The sequence below is a fragment of the Ruegeria sp. BHSA123 genome, assembly GCF_059613425.1.
In genome coordinates this window covers 13,426-34,056 of the sequence record NZ_JBXWSL010000031.1, presented here as the reverse complement: position 1 = coordinate 34,056, position 20,631 = coordinate 13,426, and the positions used below count along the sequence as shown (strand labels likewise).

The 20,631-nt window shown below is 57.7% G+C and carries 21 protein-coding genes and 1 pseudogene; 14 read left to right on the top strand and 8 right to left on the bottom strand.

Going from position 1 to position 20,631, the window contains the following annotated elements:
- Nucleotides 1-802, top strand: a pseudogene (locus AC2FNC_RS14455) (glucans biosynthesis glucosyltransferase MdoH); the annotation flags it as partial.
- Here the strand turns inward: AC2FNC_RS14455 and AC2FNC_RS14450 are convergent.
- Together AC2FNC_RS14450 and AC2FNC_RS14445 are read right to left on the bottom strand one after the other, a co-directional pair.
- Nucleotides 803-1,627, bottom strand: a complete 825-nt coding sequence (locus tag AC2FNC_RS14450; RefSeq protein WP_480553856.1) for a CE1 family esterase — start codon at nucleotides 1,625-1,627, stop codon at nucleotides 803-805.
- Complete coding sequence (locus AC2FNC_RS14445; RefSeq protein ID WP_480553894.1) at nucleotides 1,624-2,085, bottom strand: rhodanese-like domain-containing protein; 462 nt, start codon at nucleotides 2,083-2,085, stop codon at nucleotides 1,624-1,626. The genes AC2FNC_RS14450 and AC2FNC_RS14445 overlap by 4 nt, the downstream gene beginning before the upstream one ends.
- 233 nt (nucleotides 2,086-2,318) lie before the next feature.
- Between AC2FNC_RS14445 and AC2FNC_RS14440 the strand changes: the two genes are divergently transcribed.
- Genes AC2FNC_RS14440 through selD form a run of 7 tightly spaced genes read left to right on the top strand, consistent with a single transcriptional unit; the run spans nucleotide 2,319 to nucleotide 10,411 of the window.
- Nucleotides 2,319-5,189 (top strand): monovalent cation/H+ antiporter subunit A, encoded by a 2,871-nt coding sequence (locus tag AC2FNC_RS14440; protein WP_480473520.1) that lies wholly within the window; start codon nucleotides 2,319-2,321, stop codon nucleotides 5,187-5,189.
- Nucleotides 5,189-5,548, top strand: coding sequence for a Na+/H+ antiporter subunit C (locus AC2FNC_RS14435; protein ID WP_209503290.1), 360 nt, complete (start codon nucleotides 5,189-5,191; stop codon nucleotides 5,546-5,548). Before AC2FNC_RS14440 ends, AC2FNC_RS14435 begins: the two co-directional genes overlap by 1 nt.
- Nucleotides 5,545-7,089 carry a monovalent cation/H+ antiporter subunit D gene (locus tag AC2FNC_RS14430; RefSeq protein ID WP_480473522.1) on the top strand — a complete coding sequence of 515 codons (1,545 nt, stop codon included), beginning with the start codon at nucleotides 5,545-5,547 and terminating at the stop codon, nucleotides 7,087-7,089. The genes AC2FNC_RS14435 and AC2FNC_RS14430 overlap by 4 nt, the downstream gene beginning before the upstream one ends.
- Nucleotides 7,089-7,586: a Na+/H+ antiporter subunit E gene (locus tag AC2FNC_RS14425; RefSeq protein WP_480473523.1), complete on the top strand. Its 498-nt coding sequence runs from the start codon at nucleotides 7,089-7,091 to the stop codon at nucleotides 7,584-7,586. The genes AC2FNC_RS14430 and AC2FNC_RS14425 overlap by 1 nt, the downstream gene beginning before the upstream one ends.
- On the top strand, nucleotides 7,583-7,852 hold the full coding sequence (locus tag AC2FNC_RS14420) for a K+/H+ antiporter subunit F (RefSeq protein ID WP_209503286.1): 270 nt from the start codon (nucleotides 7,583-7,585) through the stop codon (nucleotides 7,850-7,852). Before AC2FNC_RS14425 ends, AC2FNC_RS14420 begins: the two co-directional genes overlap by 4 nt.
- 7 nt (nucleotides 7,853-7,859) lie before the next feature.
- Nucleotides 7,860-8,246: a Na+/H+ antiporter subunit G gene (locus AC2FNC_RS14415; protein ID WP_480473524.1), complete on the top strand. Its 387-nt coding sequence runs from the start codon at nucleotides 7,860-7,862 to the stop codon at nucleotides 8,244-8,246.
- Between the two features lie 5 nt (nucleotides 8,247-8,251).
- Nucleotides 8,252-10,411, top strand: coding sequence for a selenide, water dikinase SelD (selD, locus tag AC2FNC_RS14410; RefSeq protein ID WP_496715695.1), 2,160 nt, complete (start codon nucleotides 8,252-8,254; stop codon nucleotides 10,409-10,411).
- Here the strand turns inward: selD and mnmH are convergent.
- Complete coding sequence (gene mnmH, locus AC2FNC_RS14405; RefSeq protein WP_480603084.1) at nucleotides 10,402-11,454, bottom strand: tRNA 2-selenouridine(34) synthase MnmH; 1,053 nt, start codon at nucleotides 11,452-11,454, stop codon at nucleotides 10,402-10,404. The genes selD and mnmH overlap by 10 nt on opposite strands.
- A gap of 37 nt (nucleotides 11,455-11,491) precedes the next feature.
- A complete protein-coding gene (locus tag AC2FNC_RS14400) occupies nucleotides 11,492-12,157 on the bottom strand; it encodes an SOS response-associated peptidase (RefSeq protein WP_496715694.1) in 666 nt (221 codons plus the stop codon).
- Between the two features lie 55 nt (nucleotides 12,158-12,212).
- Between AC2FNC_RS14400 and AC2FNC_RS14395 the strand changes: the two genes are divergently transcribed.
- Nucleotides 12,213-13,865, top strand: coding sequence for a tetratricopeptide repeat-containing sulfotransferase family protein (locus tag AC2FNC_RS14395; RefSeq protein WP_496715693.1), 1,653 nt, complete (start codon nucleotides 12,213-12,215; stop codon nucleotides 13,863-13,865).
- Between the two features lie 59 nt (nucleotides 13,866-13,924).
- On the opposite strand, the gene AC2FNC_RS14390 is transcribed toward AC2FNC_RS14395, so the two are convergent.
- On the bottom strand, nucleotides 13,925-15,502 hold the full coding sequence (locus tag AC2FNC_RS14390; protein WP_480517669.1) for a bifunctional metallophosphatase/5'-nucleotidase: 1,578 nt from the start codon (nucleotides 15,500-15,502) through the stop codon (nucleotides 13,925-13,927).
- 107 nt (nucleotides 15,503-15,609) lie between these two features.
- Between AC2FNC_RS14390 and AC2FNC_RS14385 the strand changes: the two genes are divergently transcribed.
- From AC2FNC_RS14385 to arsC, 4 genes are read left to right on the top strand one after another with little or no spacing between them, the layout of a single operon-like run.
- The gene (locus AC2FNC_RS14385) at nucleotides 15,610-15,948 is read left to right on the top strand and encodes a DUF952 domain-containing protein (protein ID WP_480473530.1); all 339 of its coding nucleotides are present in this window, start codon (nucleotides 15,610-15,612) and stop codon (nucleotides 15,946-15,948) included.
- Nucleotides 15,945-16,376 (top strand): DUF1330 domain-containing protein, encoded by a 432-nt coding sequence (locus AC2FNC_RS14380; RefSeq protein WP_480492875.1) that lies wholly within the window; start codon nucleotides 15,945-15,947, stop codon nucleotides 16,374-16,376. The genes AC2FNC_RS14385 and AC2FNC_RS14380 overlap by 4 nt, the downstream gene beginning before the upstream one ends.
- Entirely contained in the window at nucleotides 16,373-17,431 is a 1,059-nt protein-coding gene (locus AC2FNC_RS14375) for a quinone-dependent dihydroorotate dehydrogenase (RefSeq protein ID WP_496715691.1), read from the top strand. The genes AC2FNC_RS14380 and AC2FNC_RS14375 overlap by 4 nt, the downstream gene beginning before the upstream one ends.
- Nucleotides 17,428-17,769, top strand: a complete 342-nt coding sequence (arsC, locus tag AC2FNC_RS14370; protein WP_480473534.1) for an arsenate reductase (glutaredoxin) — start codon at nucleotides 17,428-17,430, stop codon at nucleotides 17,767-17,769. Before AC2FNC_RS14375 ends, arsC begins: the two co-directional genes overlap by 4 nt.
- Here the strand turns inward: arsC and AC2FNC_RS14365 are convergent.
- The 3 genes from AC2FNC_RS14365 to AC2FNC_RS14355 are packed head-to-tail and all read right to left on the bottom strand — an operon-like array spanning nucleotide 17,766 to nucleotide 20,024.
- The gene (locus AC2FNC_RS14365) at nucleotides 17,766-19,082 is read right to left on the bottom strand and encodes an MATE family efflux transporter (protein WP_480553864.1); all 1,317 of its coding nucleotides are present in this window, start codon (nucleotides 19,080-19,082) and stop codon (nucleotides 17,766-17,768) included. The two genes, arsC and AC2FNC_RS14365, sit on opposite strands and share 4 nt — an antisense overlap.
- 2 nt (nucleotides 19,083-19,084) lie before the next feature.
- A complete protein-coding gene (locus AC2FNC_RS14360) occupies nucleotides 19,085-19,603 on the bottom strand; it encodes a PaaI family thioesterase (protein WP_480473536.1) in 519 nt (172 codons plus the stop codon).
- Between the two features lies 1 nt (nucleotide 19,604).
- On the bottom strand, nucleotides 19,605-20,024 hold the full coding sequence (locus AC2FNC_RS14355) for a PaaI family thioesterase (protein ID WP_480473537.1): 420 nt from the start codon (nucleotides 20,022-20,024) through the stop codon (nucleotides 19,605-19,607).
- A 115-nt stretch (nucleotides 20,025-20,139) separates the two neighbouring features.
- Here AC2FNC_RS14355 and AC2FNC_RS14350 point away from each other — a divergent pair, with 115 nt between their 5' ends.
- Nucleotides 20,140-20,508, top strand: a complete 369-nt coding sequence (locus AC2FNC_RS14350) for a MerR family transcriptional regulator (protein ID WP_480553865.1) — start codon at nucleotides 20,140-20,142, stop codon at nucleotides 20,506-20,508.
- The last annotated feature ends 123 nt before the right edge of the window (nucleotides 20,509-20,631 follow it).

Here is a 20,631-nt window from a genome sequence, read left to right as displayed (position 1 = left end):
TCATGCGTTGCGGGATCGGCGTTGGTGCCAGGGCAATCTGCAACACCTGAAACTGTTGGGCTCGACTGGATTCCGGGCCGTCTCGCGTTTTCACATGTTCCACGGTGCCGTTGGCTATTTGATGTCACCTTTGTGGTTTGCGCTGCTTTTGATGTGGGCACTGATCGGTCAGGGCAAAGACGCTTCTGTCCTGCATTACTTCAGCCCCGATAATCCGCTGTTCCCGCAATGGCCGGAAATGTCGGAAACCCGGCACGTTCTGATCATTCTTGTGATGTATGCAATGCTGCTGGCACCCAAGGTGCTGGGAGTTCTGGCTTTGCCGCTAAGCGGTGTACGCTATTCCGAATTCGGAGGCGGCCTCAAGTTCCTGACCTCGTTTCTGGCCGAGGTCATTCTGTCGATCCTGTATGCGCCGATCCTGATGGTGCAACAGATGATCGCCGTTTTCCGGACGGCGCTTGGCATTCAGCGGGGCTGGTCGCCGCAAGCACGCGACGGTGGCAGTTACGGATTACGCACACTGCTTCTGTGTCATGCATTGGAAACAGTCAGTGGCATCGCCTTGAGTGTTGGTATCCTGTCCGGGCTGGTCTCGATCTGGTTGGCTCCGATTGCCATCAGTCTCGCCCTGGCCATCCCGCTATCGGCACTCAGCGGTGTTTCGGCCGGTGCCGCACGCCGGATGGTCGGGATGCGCGAGGATTTCCGCGAACCTGCCATCACCCGGTCGGCCCGCCGTTACCGGGCCGAGCTGAAGCAACTGGTTGAAGGCAAGATCAAGATGGCGCCGGCAGAGTGATCAACTGCCGGGAAGCCCTTCGTACCAATCCACGACCATATCGGCCCAACCGGCTGGAACTGTATGACCCCCCGGGAACAAGGCGAACTCCAGCGCGCTGCCTTTGGCACAGGTGGTCCAGCGGCGGCGCATGAAATTCTCCGTTGTGCTAAAGCCGGCCGGTTTGTGATCGACGCAGCCATTTGCCTCGCGCCAGATTTCGAGCCCGGCATAGATATCGCCCTGCTGAAACCGGCCACCGCCCAGTACGCGCCCCTCAAGCGGAACTACGTTGTCCGTCCAGCCATGGGTATGCAGCATCCGGATTGGACCCTTGCAGGTTTCTGGGTGTGGCCGCCAGAATCCTCCGGACACCGGAACATATGCTGAAAATGTCTCGGGCGCCTTGCAGGCGAGATAGTTGACCATAAAGCCACCAGCCGAAAACCCGCCCAGCATGACCCGGTCCACATTGATTCCGAACCGGTTTTCCGCGTCCTGAACCACTTCGGACAGAAAGGCGGTTTCATCCCGTTCGCCAAATCCAGGGATAAAATTCCAGCTTTTTCTGCCGCCCCGGTTGGGCCTTTCCGAACCTTCAGGCGCCATCACTGCATAACCGCGCGCCAACAGAGGTTCGACCATCCCGCGATTTCGCATCGTTCCCGATCCACTGCCGCCATATCCGTGCAGAAACACCACCAATGGCGGGTTTTCCGCATCGGGCAGTTCGATATGGTACGCGCCCAAGGAGGTTTCGCAAATATCCCCCTGATCAGCGCAACCCGCCAGGGCCAACTGCGCGGTGAAGGCAAATACTGCTGCCAAGCCGATTTCCCTGATCATCCCGCATCCTCATTGTATTTGCGAACCGGTAAACCGGCTCTTACCCATCCCGGCCCGGCCGCCGAGCCCAACATACCCTCGGGTACGTCGATGATATTTGTGAATCCGGCTTCAATCAAACGATTGCTGAGGCGCGCGGACCGCACCCCTCGGGCGCAAATCAGCGCCACGGGCGCAGCCTGATCACCGCCGGTCATTTGTGTCAGAACGTCGACGAAATCCTCGCGGCGCAAGTCCAGCGGTACCGCGCCCTCGCCAATTCCCGAGGCGCGCCACTCGCGCGGTGTGCGGATATCAACCAGCAGAACGCGCCCGTCCACTGCCTGCTCATGAGCGTCGGCCACACTGATCCGGCCACCGCTGTGATCTTCGGGGATCAGCCTGTATTGCCTAATCGCAAACCCGGCAGCAATCGCGGCACCGACGCCAATCACTACCCACCGTCTGGATCGGTTCATTTTTTCGGCCACACCTCAGCCTCCTGTTCGCTGGTGCTGTTTCTATCACAACCAAACAGCAGGTTGCGCGGTGAAAGACAGCTCGCAGATCAAGATCGCGTCATTAATGCGCTGCGCCGCCAATACCTTGGTGATCCATTTCAGCTCGTTAAAAAGTTGCCATCTCTGGACAGTCGGCAAAATATCCTTACAAAATTGACCTCACCCTGACCGCCCAGACCGGAGTATCGCACTTGTCCCTATTCCTTATTGCGGCCCTTCCCTTCCTTGGTGCTGTATTTCCCGCACTGCTGATCCGCGCGGGCCGAAACGCTGCCGCATCCGCAGCCGGGTTGACCACATTTCTGGCCCTGATGGGGCTGCTGATCCACATCCCTTCGGTCATGCGCGGAGACGTCGTGACTGCCCGGTTTGACTGGATACCGAGGTTGGGCCTGAACGCGAATTTCATGCTGGACGGGCTGGGATTTCTTTTCGCCTTGCTGATCCTCGGCATTGGATTGCTCATCATTCTCTACGCACGGTTTTACCTGTCGCGCGAAGACCCGATGGGGCAGTTCTATACCTACCTGCTGCTATTTCAGGGGGCGATGGTTGGTATTGTCCTGTCCGACAATATCCTACTTTTGATTGTTTTCTGGGAACTTACATCGCTCAGCTCATTCCTGCTAATCGGCTATTGGAAACATCTGCCCGATGGCCGACAGGGCGCGCGCATGGCTTTGGCCGTCACCGGCTCGGGTGGGTTGGCGATGATCGCCGGGATGCTGATCCTCGGCAATATCGTTGGGTCCTATGACCTGAGTGTCATTTTGCAGAGCAAGGAACTGATTCAGGCGTCCCCCTACTACCTGCCGGCGTTGATCCTGATCCTGTTGGGCGCTTTCACCAAGTCGGCACAGTTCCCGTTTCACTTCTGGCTGCCGCATGCGATGGCCGCACCGACACCGGTTTCCGCCTATTTGCACTCGGCCACCATGGTGAAAGCCGGTCTGTTCCTGATGGCGCGGATGTGGCCGGTTCTGGCAGGAACAGATGCCTGGTTCTACATCGTGGCCACGACTGGTCTGATCACCATGCTGCTGGGTGCGGTCATCGCGCTGTTCAAGGATGATCTAAAGGCGCTGCTGGCCTTTTCGACCGTATCCCATCTGGGCCTGATCACCATGCTGCTGGGCTTTGGCACCAAAATTGCCGCCGTGGCCGCCATTTTCCACATCATCAACCATGCGACCTTCAAGGCTGCCCTGTTCATGACCGCCGGGATCGTGGATCACGAGACCGGTACGCGGAACCTGAAACGGTTGGGCGGTCTGCGCCACCTGATGCCGATCACCTTTACCATCGGCACCATCGCGGCCCTGTCCATGGCGGGTCTGCCGCCGCTGAACGGCTTTTTGTCGAAAGAGATGATGCTGGAAGAGACCGTCCATACCACCTGGTTGCATTCACATTATCTGGTTCCGGGACTGGCACTTTTGGCAGCGCTGTTTTCGGCCGCTTATTCTTTCCGATTCGTCAGCCATGTTTTCCTTGGACCCCAGCGAGACGATTATCCCGCCCATCCGCATGACCCGCCTGTCGGGCTGTGGCTGGCACCCGCATTGCTGGTGGTGCTGGTCGTCCTGATCGGTCTAAATTCCGCAGTAATCGTTGGCCCCCTGATCGCCGTGGTTTCCAGCGCGGTAATTGGCGGAGAGAAGCTGCCGTATTACTCGCTCAAACTGTGGCATGGCTTCACGCCTGCACTTTACATGTCGGTTGTTGCGACGTTGGGCGGCCTGTTCCTGCTGGCAATGCACAAACGCGGCGAGCAGGTCTGGAATGCCCTGCCCCGACCCGAGGCCAAGGTGATCTTTGAGGCAATCATCGACGCGCTGACCAGGTTAAGCCGCTGGATAACCGATGAAATGCATAACGGTGTTCTCAGCCGCTATGCGGTCATCTTCGTCGCCTTCACTGTAGGCCTTGGTTATTACGCCTATTCGACAGGCACCATCGGTGTGGAAACACGCGTTCCGCTGCCAGCGCAGATCATTCCGATCATCGGCTGGATCTGTTTGGTGGGCGCGACGCTTGGTATCATGTGGTTCCACCGGAACCGCCTGTTGTCGCTGGTTTTGATCGGTGTCGTGGGCCTGATCGTTTCCATCGCGTTCAACTATCTTTCAGCTCCTGACCTTGCCTTGACGCAAATCTCGGTCGAGGTGGTAACGATGATCTTGTTGCTGCTGTCGCTGAACTTCCTGCCGACCGAGACGCCGTGGGACAGCAGCGCGGCGCGGCGATGGCGGGATGCCGCGATTTCCGTCGTTGCCGGTCTTGGCACCGGCGCGCTGGTCTACGCGATGATGATGCGCGATTTTGCATTTCCAACGATTTCAGAATTCCATCTGGCCAATTCCTATAAGGGTGGTGGCGGCACCAATGTTGTCAACGTGATCCTGGTCGACTTCCGGGGTTTTGATACGTTTGGCGAGATCATCGTGCTGGGCATTGCCGCGCTGATTATCTTTGCGCTGACGGAATCCGTGCTAAGCACCAATGTCCGCAGTTACCTGCTGAATCGCAAACCGCATTGGCCTCAATCCGGTGATTCACATCCGCTGATGATGGTTGTGGCGACCCGCGTGATGATGCCAATTGCGCTGATGGTCGGGGCTTATATTTTCTTCCGTGGGCACAACCAGCCAGGCGGCGGTTTTATCGCCGGGCTGATCGTCGCCATCGCCTATCTGATGCAATACATGGCCAGCGGCTATACCTGGGCGATTGAGCGGCAGCGGTTTTATTACCATGGCACCATTGGCTGGGGCGTCCTGATCGCCGCAGCCACGGGTCTGGGGGCCTGGTTTAATGAACGCCCCTTCTTGACCAGTGATTTCGGCTATCTCCACTGGCCGCCACTTGAGGAATTCGAATGGGCCACCGCCATGCTGTTTGACACGGGCGTGTTCCTTGCGGTTCTGGGCGCGGTAATGCTGGCGCTCGACAGCCTGTCCCGCTTTGCATGGCAACCCGGAATGGCACAGGAATTTCCGATGGATATCAACCCTCTGCGGGACTCTCCACCGGAACAAGAACAAGAGAAGGAGCAGGCCTGATGGAAGCGCTCGTAGCCTCTGCCGTCGGTATCTTGACCGCTGCCGGAATATTCCTGATCCTGCGCCGCCGGACGTTCCCTGTTATTCTGGGCCTGTCGCTGATTACTTACGCGGTCAACGTGTTCCTGTTCGCGACCGGGCGCCTTGCGCTGAACGCCCCCCCGGTTCTGAACAAATACAAGGACGTCGCTTATACCGATCCTCTGCCACAGGCGCTGGTGCTGACCGCAATTGTGATTTCCTTTGGGATGACCGCGGTGATCGTGATGATCTCGCTCAGCGCGTACCTGTCCTCCAAGGATGACCATATCGACATGACAGCGCAGGACAGCGTAGATGCAGCAGGAGAAGACGCATGAACCACTGGATCGTTGCGCCGATCGTCCTGCCCGCGATCCTGGCTCCGTTTAACATCATGGTCCTGCGATACCATCTGGATTTGCAGCGCATCTTTTCGGTTGCCGGTGTTGTAGCCCTGTTGGGTATCGCCTTGACGATCACGGCACAGGCCTCGGGCGGAGATATTCAGGTATACGAGCTTGGCAACTGGCCTGCCCCGTTTGGCATTGTCATGGTGCTGGATCGAATGTCAGCCATGATGGTTTTGCTGACAGCTCTGCTTGCCCTGCCGATTGTGCTTTACGCCATTGCAACAGGCTGGGACAACCGGGGCAAGCATTTCCACGCCCTGTTCCATTTTCAGCTTATGGGTGTCTGCGGCGCTTTCCTGACCGGAGATGCCTTTAACCTTTTCGTGTTTTTCGAAGTTCTGCTGATCGCCTCTTATGGCCTGATGACCCATGGTGGCGGTGCGGTGCGGTTGAAGGCGGGTGTGCAATATGTCGCTTACAACCTGTTGGGATCGACTTTGTTCCTGTTTGCTTTGGGCACGATCTATGGCGTGACTGGGACACTGAACATGGCAGATATCGCCTTACGGGTAGCAGAAATCCCGGCCGAGGATACGGCATTGCTGCGGGTTGGCGCGGTTCTTTTGCTGCTGGTCTTTTGCATCAAGGCCGCCGTTCTGCCCCTGCATTTCTGGCTACCTGCCAGCTACGCCAATGCGCCAATGCCCGTCGCGGCCCTGTTTGCAATCATGACCAAGGTCGGGGCTTATTCGATTCTGCGGATGTTCACACTGGCCTTTGGCCCCGATGTCGCCGCAACACAGGGACTGGTGGGTGCGTGGTTGCAACCTGCTGCACTTGTCACTTTGGCTGTCGGGGCTATCGGCATTCTGGGGTCAAAACACATCGCCCGCATGGTGGCGTTCTGCGCGATTGCATCCATGGGCACCCTGTTGATCGCAATCTCGCAATTCACGCCTGATGCAACAGCCGCGGCACTGTACTATGTATTCCATTCGACACTGGCGACAGCCCTGCTATTCCTGGTTGCCGATCTGGTGATGGCGCGGCGCGGCGGGGCCATCGCACCAACGCCACCCATGCCGCAAAGCGGGCTGGTGTCCGCGCTGTTCTTCGTGGGGGCGATTGCGATGGCGGGGATGCCGCCCTTGTCCGGCTTTATTGGCAAGCTGCTTGTGCTGGACGCCTCGCGCGATGCTTCGGATGCCACGACGGTCTGGGCCGTGATTCTGATCGGCTCGTTCGTCACAATAATCGGGTTGGCCCGAGCCGGAACTTTGATTTTCTGGAAAAGTTACGACACTCAGGCTGTTCCGATAGCTGAGCCAGCGGAAAATGAAGCTGCCCCTGCACCGGTCGCACCTGAACCGCAACCCGGTCTGGCCTTTACTGCCGTGTTTGGCGCCGTAGCCGGCCTGATCCTGCTGACATTGTTCGCGGGTCCTGCGCTGGAATATACAAGCCAAACCGCAGGGCAGCTGTTTATGCCTGAAAACTACATCTCTGCCGTATTGGGAGGGGCCGAGTGATGAAACTGCTACACCGGATTTTTCCGCACCCGCACCTGACCATTTTGTTGACGATCGTCTGGATTCTGCTGGCCAACAGCCCGTCACTGAATTCTCTGGTCTTTGGCCTGATCCTTGGAATCATCATTCCCTTCGTCACACAACCTTACTGGCCCGACAGGCCCAAGCTGCGCAACTGGCCCATGGTCGCCGAATACATGATCGTGGTGCTGTGGGATATTGTCGTTGCAAATATGACGGTGGCCCGGATCGTCCTCTTCAAACGCAATGAAGACCGGCGGCCCAACTGGGTTAGCATTCCGCTGGAGCTTCGGACACCCGAGGCCATAACCGTGCTGGCCGGAACCATCACGATGACGCCCGGCACCGTCAGTTGCGACCTGTCGGCACAGGGGCACAATCTGCTGGTTCATTGCCTGGACGCGCCGAACCCGGATCAGGTGCGCGACGAAATCAAGCAACGCTATGAACGTCGCCTGAAGGAGATTTTCGAATGATCGAATACGCAATCTACTTTGCATTTGCCTGTTTCGGCGCGGCGATCATGATGTGTCTGTGGCGGATAATTACCGCGGACGGCGTTGGGACCCGGGTTCTGGCTCTGGATACGATGGTCATCAATACGATTGCCCTGATGATCCTTTATGGCCTGTCGAAAGGGACCGAGATTTTCTTCGAAGCGGCGATGATCATCGCGATGCTGGGCTTCGTCTCAACCGTGGCTTATGCACGCTTCATGCTGCGCGGCAACATCATCGAATGAGGGCGATATGACATTCCTTGCAGAGCTGCTGATCGCCGTTTTCCTGATAGTCTCGGGTATCTTCGGGTTTGTCGGGTCCTTCGGCATGATCAAGTTGAATGACCCTATGTCGCGCCTTCACGCGCCGACCAAAGCGACAACTTTGGGTGTGGGCGGGGTGTTGCTGGCTTCGATCACCCATTCCGTTCTGCTGGAAGGCAAACTGTCGCTACACGAGCTTCTGATCACGCTGTTTCTATTCCTGACGGCTCCGATCACGGCCCTGTTCATTGCAAAATGGCACATTCACCGTCATGAACTGCCCAGCGACCTGCCCGATGCTGGCGAGGATGAGCTCTGGGCCACCCACGCGGTCGAGCAGGTCGAGGATGTTCCGGACCACAGCGCGAATTAACACAAATGCACACATCTCCGCTGCCCCTGACCCGTGATCTGGTTTTAATTGGCGGCGGCCACACCCATGCCCTGCTGCTGCGCAAATGGGGAATGAACCCTTTGCCCGGCGCGCGGGTAACCGTGATCAACCCCGGCCCCACTGCCCCCTACTCAGGAATGTTGCCCGGATATGTCGCCGGTCATTACGACCGGTGGGAGTTGGATATCGATCTTGTCAGATTGGCCCGTTTCGCAGGTGCACGTGTGATCTTGGGTGCGGTCAGTGGCATCGACACCGAAACACATGAAGTGCACGTCCCCGGGCATCCTCCGGTAGGCTTCGATGTGGCTTCGGTCAATGTAGGGATCACGTCGGACATGCCCGCCCTGCCGGGCTTTGCGGAACATGCAGTGCCAGCCAAGCCGTTGGGACCTTTTGCTGCGAAATGGGCCGAGTATCTAAAGGGTCAAGGGCCGGCCTCGGTCGCTGTGATCGGCGGCGGCGTCGCGGGCGTCGAACTGGTCATGGCGATGGCGCACGCGTTAAAGGCCAGGGGGCGGGCGGCACAGATTACCCTGATCGATAGTGCCTCGGCCCTGACTGCAACCAAACCCAAGGCGGCGGCAACAATCCGGATTGCAATGCATGATCTTGGCGTGGAGGTGATCGAAAACACGGTGATCACCCGGATCGGGCAGGATCACGTGGAACTACAGGACGGGCGCACAATTCCGGTTGGTTTCGTGACCGGTGCCGCCGGAGCCCGCGCCTATGACTGGATCGCAAATACAGGGCTTGACCTTCAGGACGGATACATCCGCGTGAACAGCTACCTGCAATCCAGTGATCCGGCTGTGTTTGCCGCCGGGGATTGCGCCCATCTTTCGGAAAACCCCAGACCGAAGGCTGGCGTCTATGCGGTGCGCGAAGCGCCGGTTTTGTTCGATAATCTGCGCGCAGCGCTCGGCGCGGGACGGATGCGAAAATACACACCGCAAAAAGACTATCTCAAACTGATCTCACTAGGTGGCAAGTCTGCACTGGTCGAGCGTTTGGGAACATCGTTCAGCGGCCCGTTGATGTGGGCCTGGAAGAACCATATCGACCAGAGTTTCATGAAAAAGTTTCGCGACCTGCCGCGAATGACACCGCCCGCCCTGCCACGCGACCGGGCCGCTGGGCTTGATGGGGTTTTGGGTGAAAAGCCCATGTGCGGAGGATGTGGAGCAAAGGTCGGGCGCGACGCATTGCAAATCGCCCTGAAATCCCTCCCCGCCCCTACTCGTACCGACGTCGCTACCTTGCCCGGCGACGATGCCGCGCTATTGCAAACGGGCGGGGCGCAGCAAGTCATGACGTCCGACCATCTGCGGGCTTTCACCAACGATCCCGCACTGATGACGCGTGTTGCCGCGGTTCACGCCCTAGGGGATATCTGGGCCATGGGGGCCGCGCCTCAGGCGGCCACGGCAACGATCATCCTGCCGCGCATGTCCGCCCCCCTGCAAAGCCGCACAATGTCCGAAGTCATGTCAGTCGCGAGTGACGTCATGCGCGCTGCGGGCGCAGAAATCGTGGGCGGGCACAGTTCAATGGGCGATGAGATGACTGTTGGTTTCACGCTGACTGGCCTGTGTGAGGCTACCCCGATTACATTGGCGGGCGGGCAGCCGGGAGATCGCCTGATCCTGACCAAACCCTTGGGAAGCGGAGTTCTGATGGCAGCGGAAATGGCCGGTCTTGCCGAAGGGGCCTGGGTCGCGGCAGCCTACAAACATATGACACAGCCGCAGGGCGATGCAGCCCGCATTTTGGCCAACGCCCATGCGATGACCGACGTGACCGGGTTTGGTCTGGCCGGGCATCTGCAAGGCATCTGCGACGCATCGCATTGCGGCGCCATGCTTGATCTGGACGCTGTAAAGGTTATGGACGGTGCTCTTGCGCTGACGGATCAGGGGGTCCGGTCAACGATTTTTGCTGACAACAGCGCGATTGCGCCCAATCTTCCGTCCGGGGGCAAGGCGGCGCTGCTTTTTGATCCGCAATCAGCCGGGGGCCTGCTGGCCGCCGTGAATGCGAAGGACGCCGATACTCTTCTGCAAGATCTTCTGGACGCGGGATATCCGGCAATGATCATTGGCCAACTGACCAGCACACCCGGCTTGCGCATTCACAGCTGATCCAGCAGGCTTTCAATTTGCGCGGCCGCGTTGCTCAGCCCCGCATTGTCCAAAGTTGCGATATTGAGATTGGCCAACACCTGTACCGGGCGGGATTGCCGGGACTTGGTGTATGCGGGATCATAATGCTGTTCCATCAACGCCTGTGTCAGCGCCTGTTTTTCATCCGCATCAATCAAGCGCAGCCACCCGTCCACGACCTCATGCCCGCGATGGAACCGCAGCGGTGATAACCGGTCCCGCAATCGGTCACTGTCAGACAGAATGTCGTCATAAGCCCGCACCAGATAGGCCGAACGTGCTTCAATCGAAGCCGTAATGCTCACGCGCGGAGCCTTACACAACGCGTTCCAAAGGCTGGGTGGCAGAATCAAGCTGCCAATTTTGGAGGATTCCGCTTCGACCACGACTGGACGCGCCGGGTTCATTGCGCACAGCGCAGCGGACAGAGCAGATTCAAACCCCTTTTGGCTGGGCTGCCCCCCAGGCCTTTCGCCCAGCAAGGACCCGCGATGGTTGGCCAGCGCTTCAAGGTCCAGAACCTGTACACCTCGTGCGTGCAACAGAGCCAAAAGATCGGTTTTTGCGGTGCCCGTGTAGCCATCCAGCGCGATCAGCCGATGTGGCAAGGGATCATCGTACAAATAAGCGTTCACCAATCGACGGTAGGTACGATAGCCGCCCTCAACAACTTCCGCGCGCCAACCGATTTGCTGCAACATCCATGTGAATGATCCGGAACGCTGTCCACCGCGCCAGCAATAGACCAAGGGGCGCCACGCTCCGTCATGATGGCTGAGGTGGTGTTCGATGTGATTGGCTGCATTGCGGAACACCAAAGCAGCGCCCAGCTTGCGCGCCAGAAAGGGGCTGTCCTGTACATAAATGGTTCCGACCCGGGCGCGTTCCTCGTTGTTCAGCACAGGCAGGTTTATTGCACCCGGTAGATGATCTTCGGCAAACTCGGCAGGGCTGCGAACGTCGATCACGGTATCATACCCGTGCGCGTAAAGTTGGGTCAGGTCAGGAAATTTCAGAGCCATGCCGAAGGTTTAGCTTGCTGCGTTTCTAAAGAAAAGGTCACGCGTCATAAGGTTCGATCAGCTCTGGCCCGCTGGCCCGGTTCGAGTTCACCACAGGACTGACCCGGTGGAAGGTCAGCACATCCTCGTGCCCCGGCTGCATCAGCCGCGCGGCCCCTTTTCCGGCTTCACCCAACCACAATGGCCAGTCTTCGGGTTCTACGATCAAGGGCATTCGCTGATGAATGACCTCAAGCCTTTTGTTGGCAGCCGTCGTCACGATTGCACAGGTGCCCTGCCGTTCACCTTCAGGACCCCAGTCCTGCCAGACCCCGGCAAAAGCAATCGGAGCTTTGTCCTGACGGTGGATATACCAGGGCAGGCGCGTTCCCTGTTTCGTTTTTGTCCATTCATAGAACCCGGTCGCTATGATCAGACAGCGGCGTGTCCGGCAAGCATCGCGAAAGGCGGGCTTGTCCGCCAGGGTCTCGGCCCGGGCGTTGATCAGCAACGGCCCCGCTGTTTCGGTCTTGTACCAATGCGGCAGGAATCCCCACCGCAGCGCGTCCAGATGGCGCCCTGTTTCGCCACTACGCACGACATGTACCTGATTTGTCGGACAAACATTGAAATTCGGCACCGCAGGCAGAGCGTTTGCCGGGCGAGCCGAAAACAGCTGCGCCATTGCGTCGTTGGGAAGAGTTATTGCAAACCGTCCGCACATGGGTAATGAACCACCGATACATTCTTGATACAGGCACAGGATTTCACGGGGTCACATGGAAAACCAGACAACGCAATCCCTTAAGAGCAAAGCACTGGCCCTTCTGGAAGCAGGCAAGCTGCCGCAAGCTTTGAAAAAGGCCCAGTTGGGTGTCAAGAAATTCCCAAAAGACTCAGATTATCATGCCATCGCCGGCTTTGTCTTGACCGAGATGAAGCAATACAAGAAATCAATTCCGCATTTTGTTGAAGCCTCGCGGATGAAACCGGACGACCTGCAGTTTGTCGAAAACCTGGCGAATGCATTGATGCAGACCGGGCAAATTCCCAAGGCCCTGGAATATACCGAACAAAAGCTGGAGCAATTCCCCAACAACCAGGAATTGAACCGCGTGCTGGATGAAATTCACCTCAAAGGCACCAACTGGCGCATGATGATCGAACATGCGAGCAGGAAGCTGGAGAGCGATCCAGACAATGTGGACCTTCTTGCTAAACGTGCCAGAGCTTACGCCAATATCGGCTTTGACGATGAAAACTCGCGGGATGTCGCCCGCGCCTACGAGCTGGACCCCGAGAACACAAAAATTGCCCTTATAAAATCTGTAGACCTTCACCAAACCGGCGAAAAGAACGAGTCCAAAGCAATACTGAGGCGCATTCTTCAAAACGAACCCGAGCATGTGTCGGCTTTGCTGCAATTATCGGCAATGGCAACTACAGAGGAAGCTCCGGAGCTGCTGGAAGCCGTAAATAAAGCCATCTCCGAAAAGGGAGATGATAAGCTGGAACTCCAGTTCGCCAAGGCGCATTTGATTTCAAAGTTAGACGGTTTGAATGCCGCCATGCCGTATTACGCGCGGGCCAATGATATTCAGCACCAAGGCAACCCTTATGTCTCGGCCGATGAAGAGGAAAAACTGTTCCGGATCACCAGCTTGTTCCCCGTCGATTCAGATGCACCAGAGTCCGGCTTTGCCGAGGGGCCAACACCAATCTTTGTACTGGGTCAGCCCCGCTCGGGCACGACATTGATGGAAATGATGTTGAGTTCAGCCCCCGGAATATCCGGTTGCGGTGAACTGACTTTGGGGGCCGACCTGTCGCGTGAATATGAGAAAAAAGGCATGAAGTACGACGTTGCCAAAGCGTCTGAACTCGCGCGGGAATTCGTCGAATTGATGCCGCCAATTCCAGGCGACTCTGTCGCCTTTGTCGACAAGATGCCGCACAATTATCAACGTATCGGCTTCCTGCTGTCTGCCTTCCCAAAGGCAAAGATTATTAATATGCTGCGCGATCCGCGTGATGTTGGATTGTCCAAATGGATCAGGTGTTTTCCTGCCGGTGGAATGCGCTATGCCTCGAATATGCAGGCCATCGCCCATTCGGCAAATATGTATCGTCGCTACATGGCACATTGGGATGCCGTGTTCGGCAATCGTATTCTGACGGTGCCTTACGAAGATCTGGTGGCAGACCCGAAAACTTACAGCCAGCAGGTCGCCGCGTTCTGCGATTTGGAGTGGAACGAAACGATGATGCACCCTGAAAAGAACACGAAACAGGTGCGCACGGCCAGCATTGATCAGGTGCGCAGCAAGATCTCGACCAAGTCTATCGGAGGTTGGCGCGGGGTTGTCGAGCATATCAAGCCGATGCTCGACGGGATCGACCCCGAACTCTGGCCGGAATACGATTTCAGCTGATCGGTTCCCCAAAAAGCCGCATCACGAGGATGCGGCTTTTTTCTTTGTCGTAAACCCAGTTATTTCTGCTTGATACGCCCGTCGACATAGGGCTGATAGGGCGCATTTTCCGCCAGGTATTCTGCGGTTACATCCGCAAGGTCCGGGCCGAAGTCATAGGCGTTCTTGTCGTCGCCTTCGAACATCTTGTACCCGTCACCGCCGTTGCGAACAAAGTTGTTGGTGACGACAAGGTAAGTCTTGTTCGGGTCGATCGGTATAAAACCGTCACCGTCGGCAACCATCACCTCGCTGACGCGTCCTTCGTTCGGTGCAACGCTTGGGTCCCAGGTAAAGCTAAGACCAGCGACCTGCGGGAAACGACCTTTCACTTCTTCCACCTGACTAACGCCATTCTCCAGCGCGTCAATGACACCCTGTCCGCTGATTTCGAAGGTCGACAATGTGTTCTGGAAAGGTAGTACAGCCAGAACTTCGCCCATGGTTACATCGCCAGGGTCGATGGACGCCCGCAACCCACCCGAGTTGGCAATGGCGATCTGAACGCCCTGATCCGCCACGCGCGCCAGCATCGCATCGGCGACCAGGTTGCCCATCTGGCATTCCTGCACGCGGCAAATAGAGCGATCCCCTTCAACAGCTTCCGCAGCGCTTGCAACGACCTTGTTACGGATTTCATCCAAAGGCACCGCCAGTTCCGCAATCCTGTCCAGCGCGGCCTGATCCTCGGTTACTGCGTTGTCCATGATCAAAGGCTCGCCAACTGCCTCGACCACTTTGCCGTCGTCATCGAAAGTGACGTTCAACTCGCCCAGAAACTTGCCATAGGCATAGGCCTGAACGATCTGTACGCCGTTTACCACCGTTGGGTACGGACCTGCCGCCTTATCCGACACATTCGAAAGATACGTATTTGAATGTCCGCCGACGATCACATCAACGCCGGTCGTTTCTTGCGCGACGCGCTGATCGACGCCATAGCCGGAGTGGCTGAGAACGATGATCTTGTTAACGCCCTCACCCGTCAGTTTATCGACTTCGGCCTGCACGGCTGGCACCGGGTCCGAGAACGTGACGTTGGGGCCGGGCGAGGCAAGCTCATCCGTGTCGATTGGGGTCAGACCGATCAGGCCGATCTTTTCGCCGCCCACCTCGATAACAGTCGATTTCTTGATCCTGTCCGTCAAAAGCTCTTCGTCGCGAATATCAGCGTTGGACATCAGGACCGGGAAGTCGACCGAGTCGATGAACCCCCGCAACACTTCGGGGCCGTCATCAAACTCGTGGTTGCCAACGGTCATGGCGTTATAGCCCAGCTTGTTCATGAACTCGGCCGCGACCTTGCCCTTGTAGTAGGTATAGAAAAGGGACCCCTGGAACTGGTCACCTCCATCCACCAGAATCGAGTTTTCTGCGCGCTCGCGCGCATCGGCAACTGCCGTAACAAGGCGCGCCGAGCCGCCAAAGCACTTACCTTCCGCATTGTCTTCCGCACCGCATCCGCTGTCGTATTTGTTGATCGGCTCAAAGCGCGAATGGAAATCGTTGGTGTGCAGAATTGTCAGCTTGTAGTCGGCTGCTGCGACGCCCGCAGTCAGGCCCACCACCGCAACCGAAGTTAAAAATCGGGTCAACATCTTGGAACTCCCTATTATTATTGCCGGGGATCGTGCGCTTATGTCGACTGAGAGTCAAAGGAGAAATCCAGCTTGATTCCAAGCGCCGTGCGGGGCATCAGGTCATCATGCTGATCTACAAGATTTTCCGAACCGACGAATGGGCTGAACTGCAAAGTCTGGGCGCCACAGACGGAGCACCCATTGACGTGTCAGACGGGTTTGTTCACTTTTCCACCGCTGAACAAGCGGCTGAAACCGCCGCCAAGCATTTTGCCGGCGTTGAAGGGCTTACACTGTTGGCATGTGATGCCGACGCCATGGGCGATGACCTGAAATGGGAAGTGTCGCGAGGAAACGCCCTGTTTCCGCATCTGTATCGTCAGATCAGGTTAAGCGATGTTGTCTGGGCGCGTCCGCTGCCTTTTGTCGGTACGGCACATCGGTTTCCCGAGGACATGGCATGACATCCTATGTCGATCCGGATCGCGCCCAGTTCGAGGCGTTCAAGGCCCTGGACCGCGACCAGCCGATCGAGATGCTCAATCTAGTGAAGTTCCGCGCCGAGGCGCAGTATCCCAGTTCGCATGAATTGGCCGGCGCAGGGCTGACCGGGGCGCAGGCCTATCAGAAATACGGGACTGAAACCGCCGCAATCATTGGCCGTATCGGGGCAAGCATCCTGTGGCGGGGTGTATTTGAAACGACTCTGATCGGACCGGCTGATGAGGTATGGGATGCCGTCTTTATCGCACGCTATCCGACTGCATATGCGTTTCTGGAAATGGTGACTGACCCGGTGTACCGGGCAGCGGTGGTCCATCGGCAGGCTGCGGTAGAAACCTCGCGCCTGATCCGGTGCGGATCAAGCAAAAGCGGGAAAGCGTTTGGATGAAACTGACCGAGAAGTTCGGGCTTGCGGCCCTGCATTGCATGGACCCCGAGACCGCCCACGGAATGTCGATCAGGGCTTTGAAGGCGGGGCTTGCGCCTGCGCCGGGGCCGGTGGCAACGCCGCGCCTGAAAACCAGCCTTGCAGGTTTGGACCTGCCTAACCCGGTAGGATTGGCCGCGGGCTTCGACAAGAACGGTGAGGTTCTGACGCCGCTGTCACGCGCAGGATTCGGCTTCATCGAAGTCGGTGCCGTCACACCGCGCCCCCAACCGGGAAACCCCAAACCCCGCCTGTTTCGCCTGACCGAGGACAAAGCGGCGATCAACCGTTTTGGCTTCAACAACGAAGGCATGGAGGTGATGGCAAAACGGCTTGCTGATCGCCCCAAGAATGGGGTGATCGGCCTGAATCTGGGCGCCAACAAGGACAGCGAGGATCGCGCAGGTGATTTCGTCAAGGTGCTGGCGCATTGTGCCGCGCATCTGGATTTTGCCACGGTCAACGTGTCATCCCCGAATACGGAAAAGCTGCGGGATTTGCAGGGCAAAGCAGCGCTGAGCGCACTTTTGAACGGTGTGATTGAAACCCGGGATGCGCTGCCTCGCCCGCTGCCCATCTTCCTGAAAATCGCGCCGGACCTGACCGATGCCGAGTTGCAGAACATTGCCGAGGTTGCGCGCGAGACCCGTGTGGATGCCGTGATCGCCACCAACACCACCCTGTCACGCGACGGACTGCGCAGTTCGCACAAAGGTGAAACCGGCGGGCTGTCCGGCGCACCGCTGTTCGAGAAATCAACACGTGTTCTGGCGCGGCTCAGCCAGTTGACCGGGGGTGACATTCCCCTGATCGGCGTCGGTGGCATCAGCAATGCAGAACAGGCCTATGCCAAGATCTGCGCCGGGGCATCTGCTGTGCAGTTCTATACGGCGATGGTGTATGGCGGCATTTCTCTGGCGGCGGACATTGCGAACGGGCTGGATGAACTACTGGCCCGCGACGGCTTTGAGAATGTAGCCCAAGCCGTCGGCAGCAAACGAGAGGACTGGCTATGATCGAATATTGGCACAACCCGCGCTGTTCAAAATCCCGCGCGGGTCTTGCATTACTGGAAGAGAATGGCGCACGGGTCACGGTGCGCAAATATCTTGAGGATGCACCATCAATCGATGAGCTGCGAGCGGCACAATCCGCCTTGGGGCTTTCGCCCGTTGAGATGATTCGTACCGGAGAATCTCGGTTCAAGGAACTGGGGCTGACAAAGGCTTCGCCAGACGACGCCCTGATCCGGGCCATGGCTGAAAACCCGATCCTGATTGAGCGTCCGCTTGCAATTGCGGGGGATAAGGCCGCCATAGGGCGTCCGCCGGAAAACCTTCTTGCGCTGCTCTAGGCCACCTGCGCCTCGAGCTTGGGATAGCGCCATCCCAAAGTCACGCCACGTGCTATATTAAGCACCATCAACGCGGCCCACAGGCCGTGGTTTTCGAAACTTGGCACCAGAATGAACAGCGCAACCAGATAGATAGCGACCGATTGGAACATCGCGCTACGCATGGCGCGGGTCCATGTAGCACCTATGTAGATGCCGTCAAACATCCAGCTTGCCACGCCTATAACGGGTGCCAACGCGGCCCAGATAAGAAACTCGCGCCCGGCCTCGCGCACCTGCGGCGATGTTGACATGAGGTCGATCAACGCCGGTCCGGCGACAAAGAAAACCACACCCAGTAACAGGGCACCGCCAACACCCCATTGCGATGTCATGACAGACGCGCGGCGCACCTGATACCTGTCTCTGGCACCCACCGCGCTTCCGACTAGCGCCTCGGCGGAAAAGGCAAACCCGTCCAGCGCAAAAGCTGTGATTTCTAGAAACTGAAGCAAGACCTGATTGGCCGCCAGATTGACATCACCCAGATCGGAACCGACGAAAAGAAAGGTCGTGAAGGATCCGGTTAGCAAAACCGACCGGATCATGATATCGCCGTTGACCTGCAACATCCGTTGCAGCCGAACGGCATCAAATATGCGGGCCCAGTCACGCCAGGTTCCGTCTTCGAACCCATCCCGACACAGCCAAAGGCCCAGCGCCAGACCTGTCCATTCCGCAATCAAAGTGGCAATGGCAACCCCTTCGACACCCCAGCCGAGACCAAGCACGAACCATAGATCCAGAACGATGTTCAATCCGTTCATCCAGACCTGAAGAACAAAAACCCCGCGCGTGCGTTCAACCGCAATCAACCATCCGGTAACCGCATAAAGCGCGATAGTGGCAGGCGCGCCCCAAATTCGAATCTCAAGATAGGCGTGGGCCAGCGTTTCGACCTCGGGACTTGCCGGAGATAAAGCGAACGCACCCGCGAACACAGCCACTTGGGTGAGGATAAAAAACAACCCGGCCGCGCCGCCAAGCATCAGACCACGCATCAGCAAAGCGCGGGTTTCAACAGCGTCGCCTGCCCCGCGTGCCTGCGCCGCCATCCCGGTGGTTCCCATCCGCAAGAAGCCGAAGATCCAGTAGATCGTTGACAGGATAACTGCGCCGATCCCGACCGCCCCGATAGGCGCAGCCTGCCCTAACTGACCGACAACGCCGGTATCCACTGCCCCCAGAATCGGGACCGTGGCGTTCGACAGGACAATCGGCACCGCGATCTTCAGCACCCGTCCATGCGTGATGGGCGCCGAGGCGTCCTGCATGGTCAGCTCTTGTCTCTGGCAGGTTGCGGCATCAAGAAATGCCCGGAGGCCTGCGCAAACAGTTTCGCATGATTGTCCTGCCAGGCTTCAACCCGTACCGAGGCGTAACGCCGCCCGGACCGGCTGATAAACGCCCTCGCATAGGCGTCTCGCGGCAAGCCGGAACGCAGATAGTCAACGGTAAAGTCGATCGTCTTCGGAAACCGGATGCTTTCGTCTGACACGATGGCATCTGCATCGATCTCACCGTTTTCTATACTTGGGAATATGTGTTCCCAGCTCAGAGTGATGACGGCTGTCACCTCCAAAAAGGCAGCGGTTACGCCGCCATGAATTGCAGGCAGAAACGGATTGCCGATCAGCTTGTCATCGAAATTCAAAACGCCGGTCAGCTCATCCCCGCGCCTGTCGAAACTGATGTTCAGAAAACGGATATACGGTACGCCGTCAACAAGCGCGCGTAGGGCTGCATCGCGGCGCTGCTTGACCACCTGCATCGGCTCGGGACGAGGTCTTGGCATATTACTTCCCTTCAACCGTAAAAGAGCCCGAGGCAGTCGCCACAGGCAGATCCGTGTCGTTGTCCATTGCGGTGGCCCGCACGAAGGCAACGTTTCGCGTGATATGATGACAGACGGCATGCGCAGTAATCGTCTGACCTGGCGTCGCCGCGCGCATATAGTCTATCCGCAGATCGATTGTTGCGGTTCCTCCGGGGGCCGACGGGTGGCTCATCACCGCAGCACCACAACAGGTGTCCAGGATCGTGGATATCGCCCCCCCATGAATCACCCCTGTACGCGGATCCCCGATCAGGTCTTCGTTGTAGGGCAAGGTTATCTCAGCCTCACCTTCGCCGATCTGCGTGAGCGTAAGGTTCAATGCCCGCGCATGGGGGATCGCCTCGATAAACTGGCGGGCTAAAACTGTCTTATCGACCATGGGTATGCGTCCTGTTCTCTGCACCGCCTTTATGAGCCGGTGTTCCGGAAAAGAGCAAGCCTGCCTGTTGCGCTTGGGATCGGGACCGCCTAGGTTGCTGACGAGGAGACCGGGAATGTCCAACAACCGTTTGTCATTCAAAGAAATGTGCGCCAAGTTCGACGTGACACCGCGCACCCTGCGCTACTACGAATATATCGAGCTTTTGCAACCGGACCGCGAAGGGCGTTCGCGCTTTTATGGGGCCCGGGAATGCGCGCGGATGAAACTTATCATGCGCGGCCGAAAGTTTGGTTTTCCTCTAGAAGAGATTCGCCAATGGCTACTGATCTATGAAGATCAGGGAAACGAGGCCCAGATGGCCACCTTTGTCGAAATGGCGGACCGCCAGATGAGTGAGCTTCAGCAGCAGCGACAGCAGCTGGATGAGGCAATGGACGAACTCAAAAGCCTGCGCGACCAAACGGCCAAGTCGCTGGAATAACCTTTTCCGATATTTCATAGCCAAGCATTGCAGGTGGCAGAACCTGTCAAAGCCGGTGCGCATCCCCTTCCCCGCACCCGTTTGTTCATGCCGGAAATCAGTTGACGCGACGGTAACAAAATT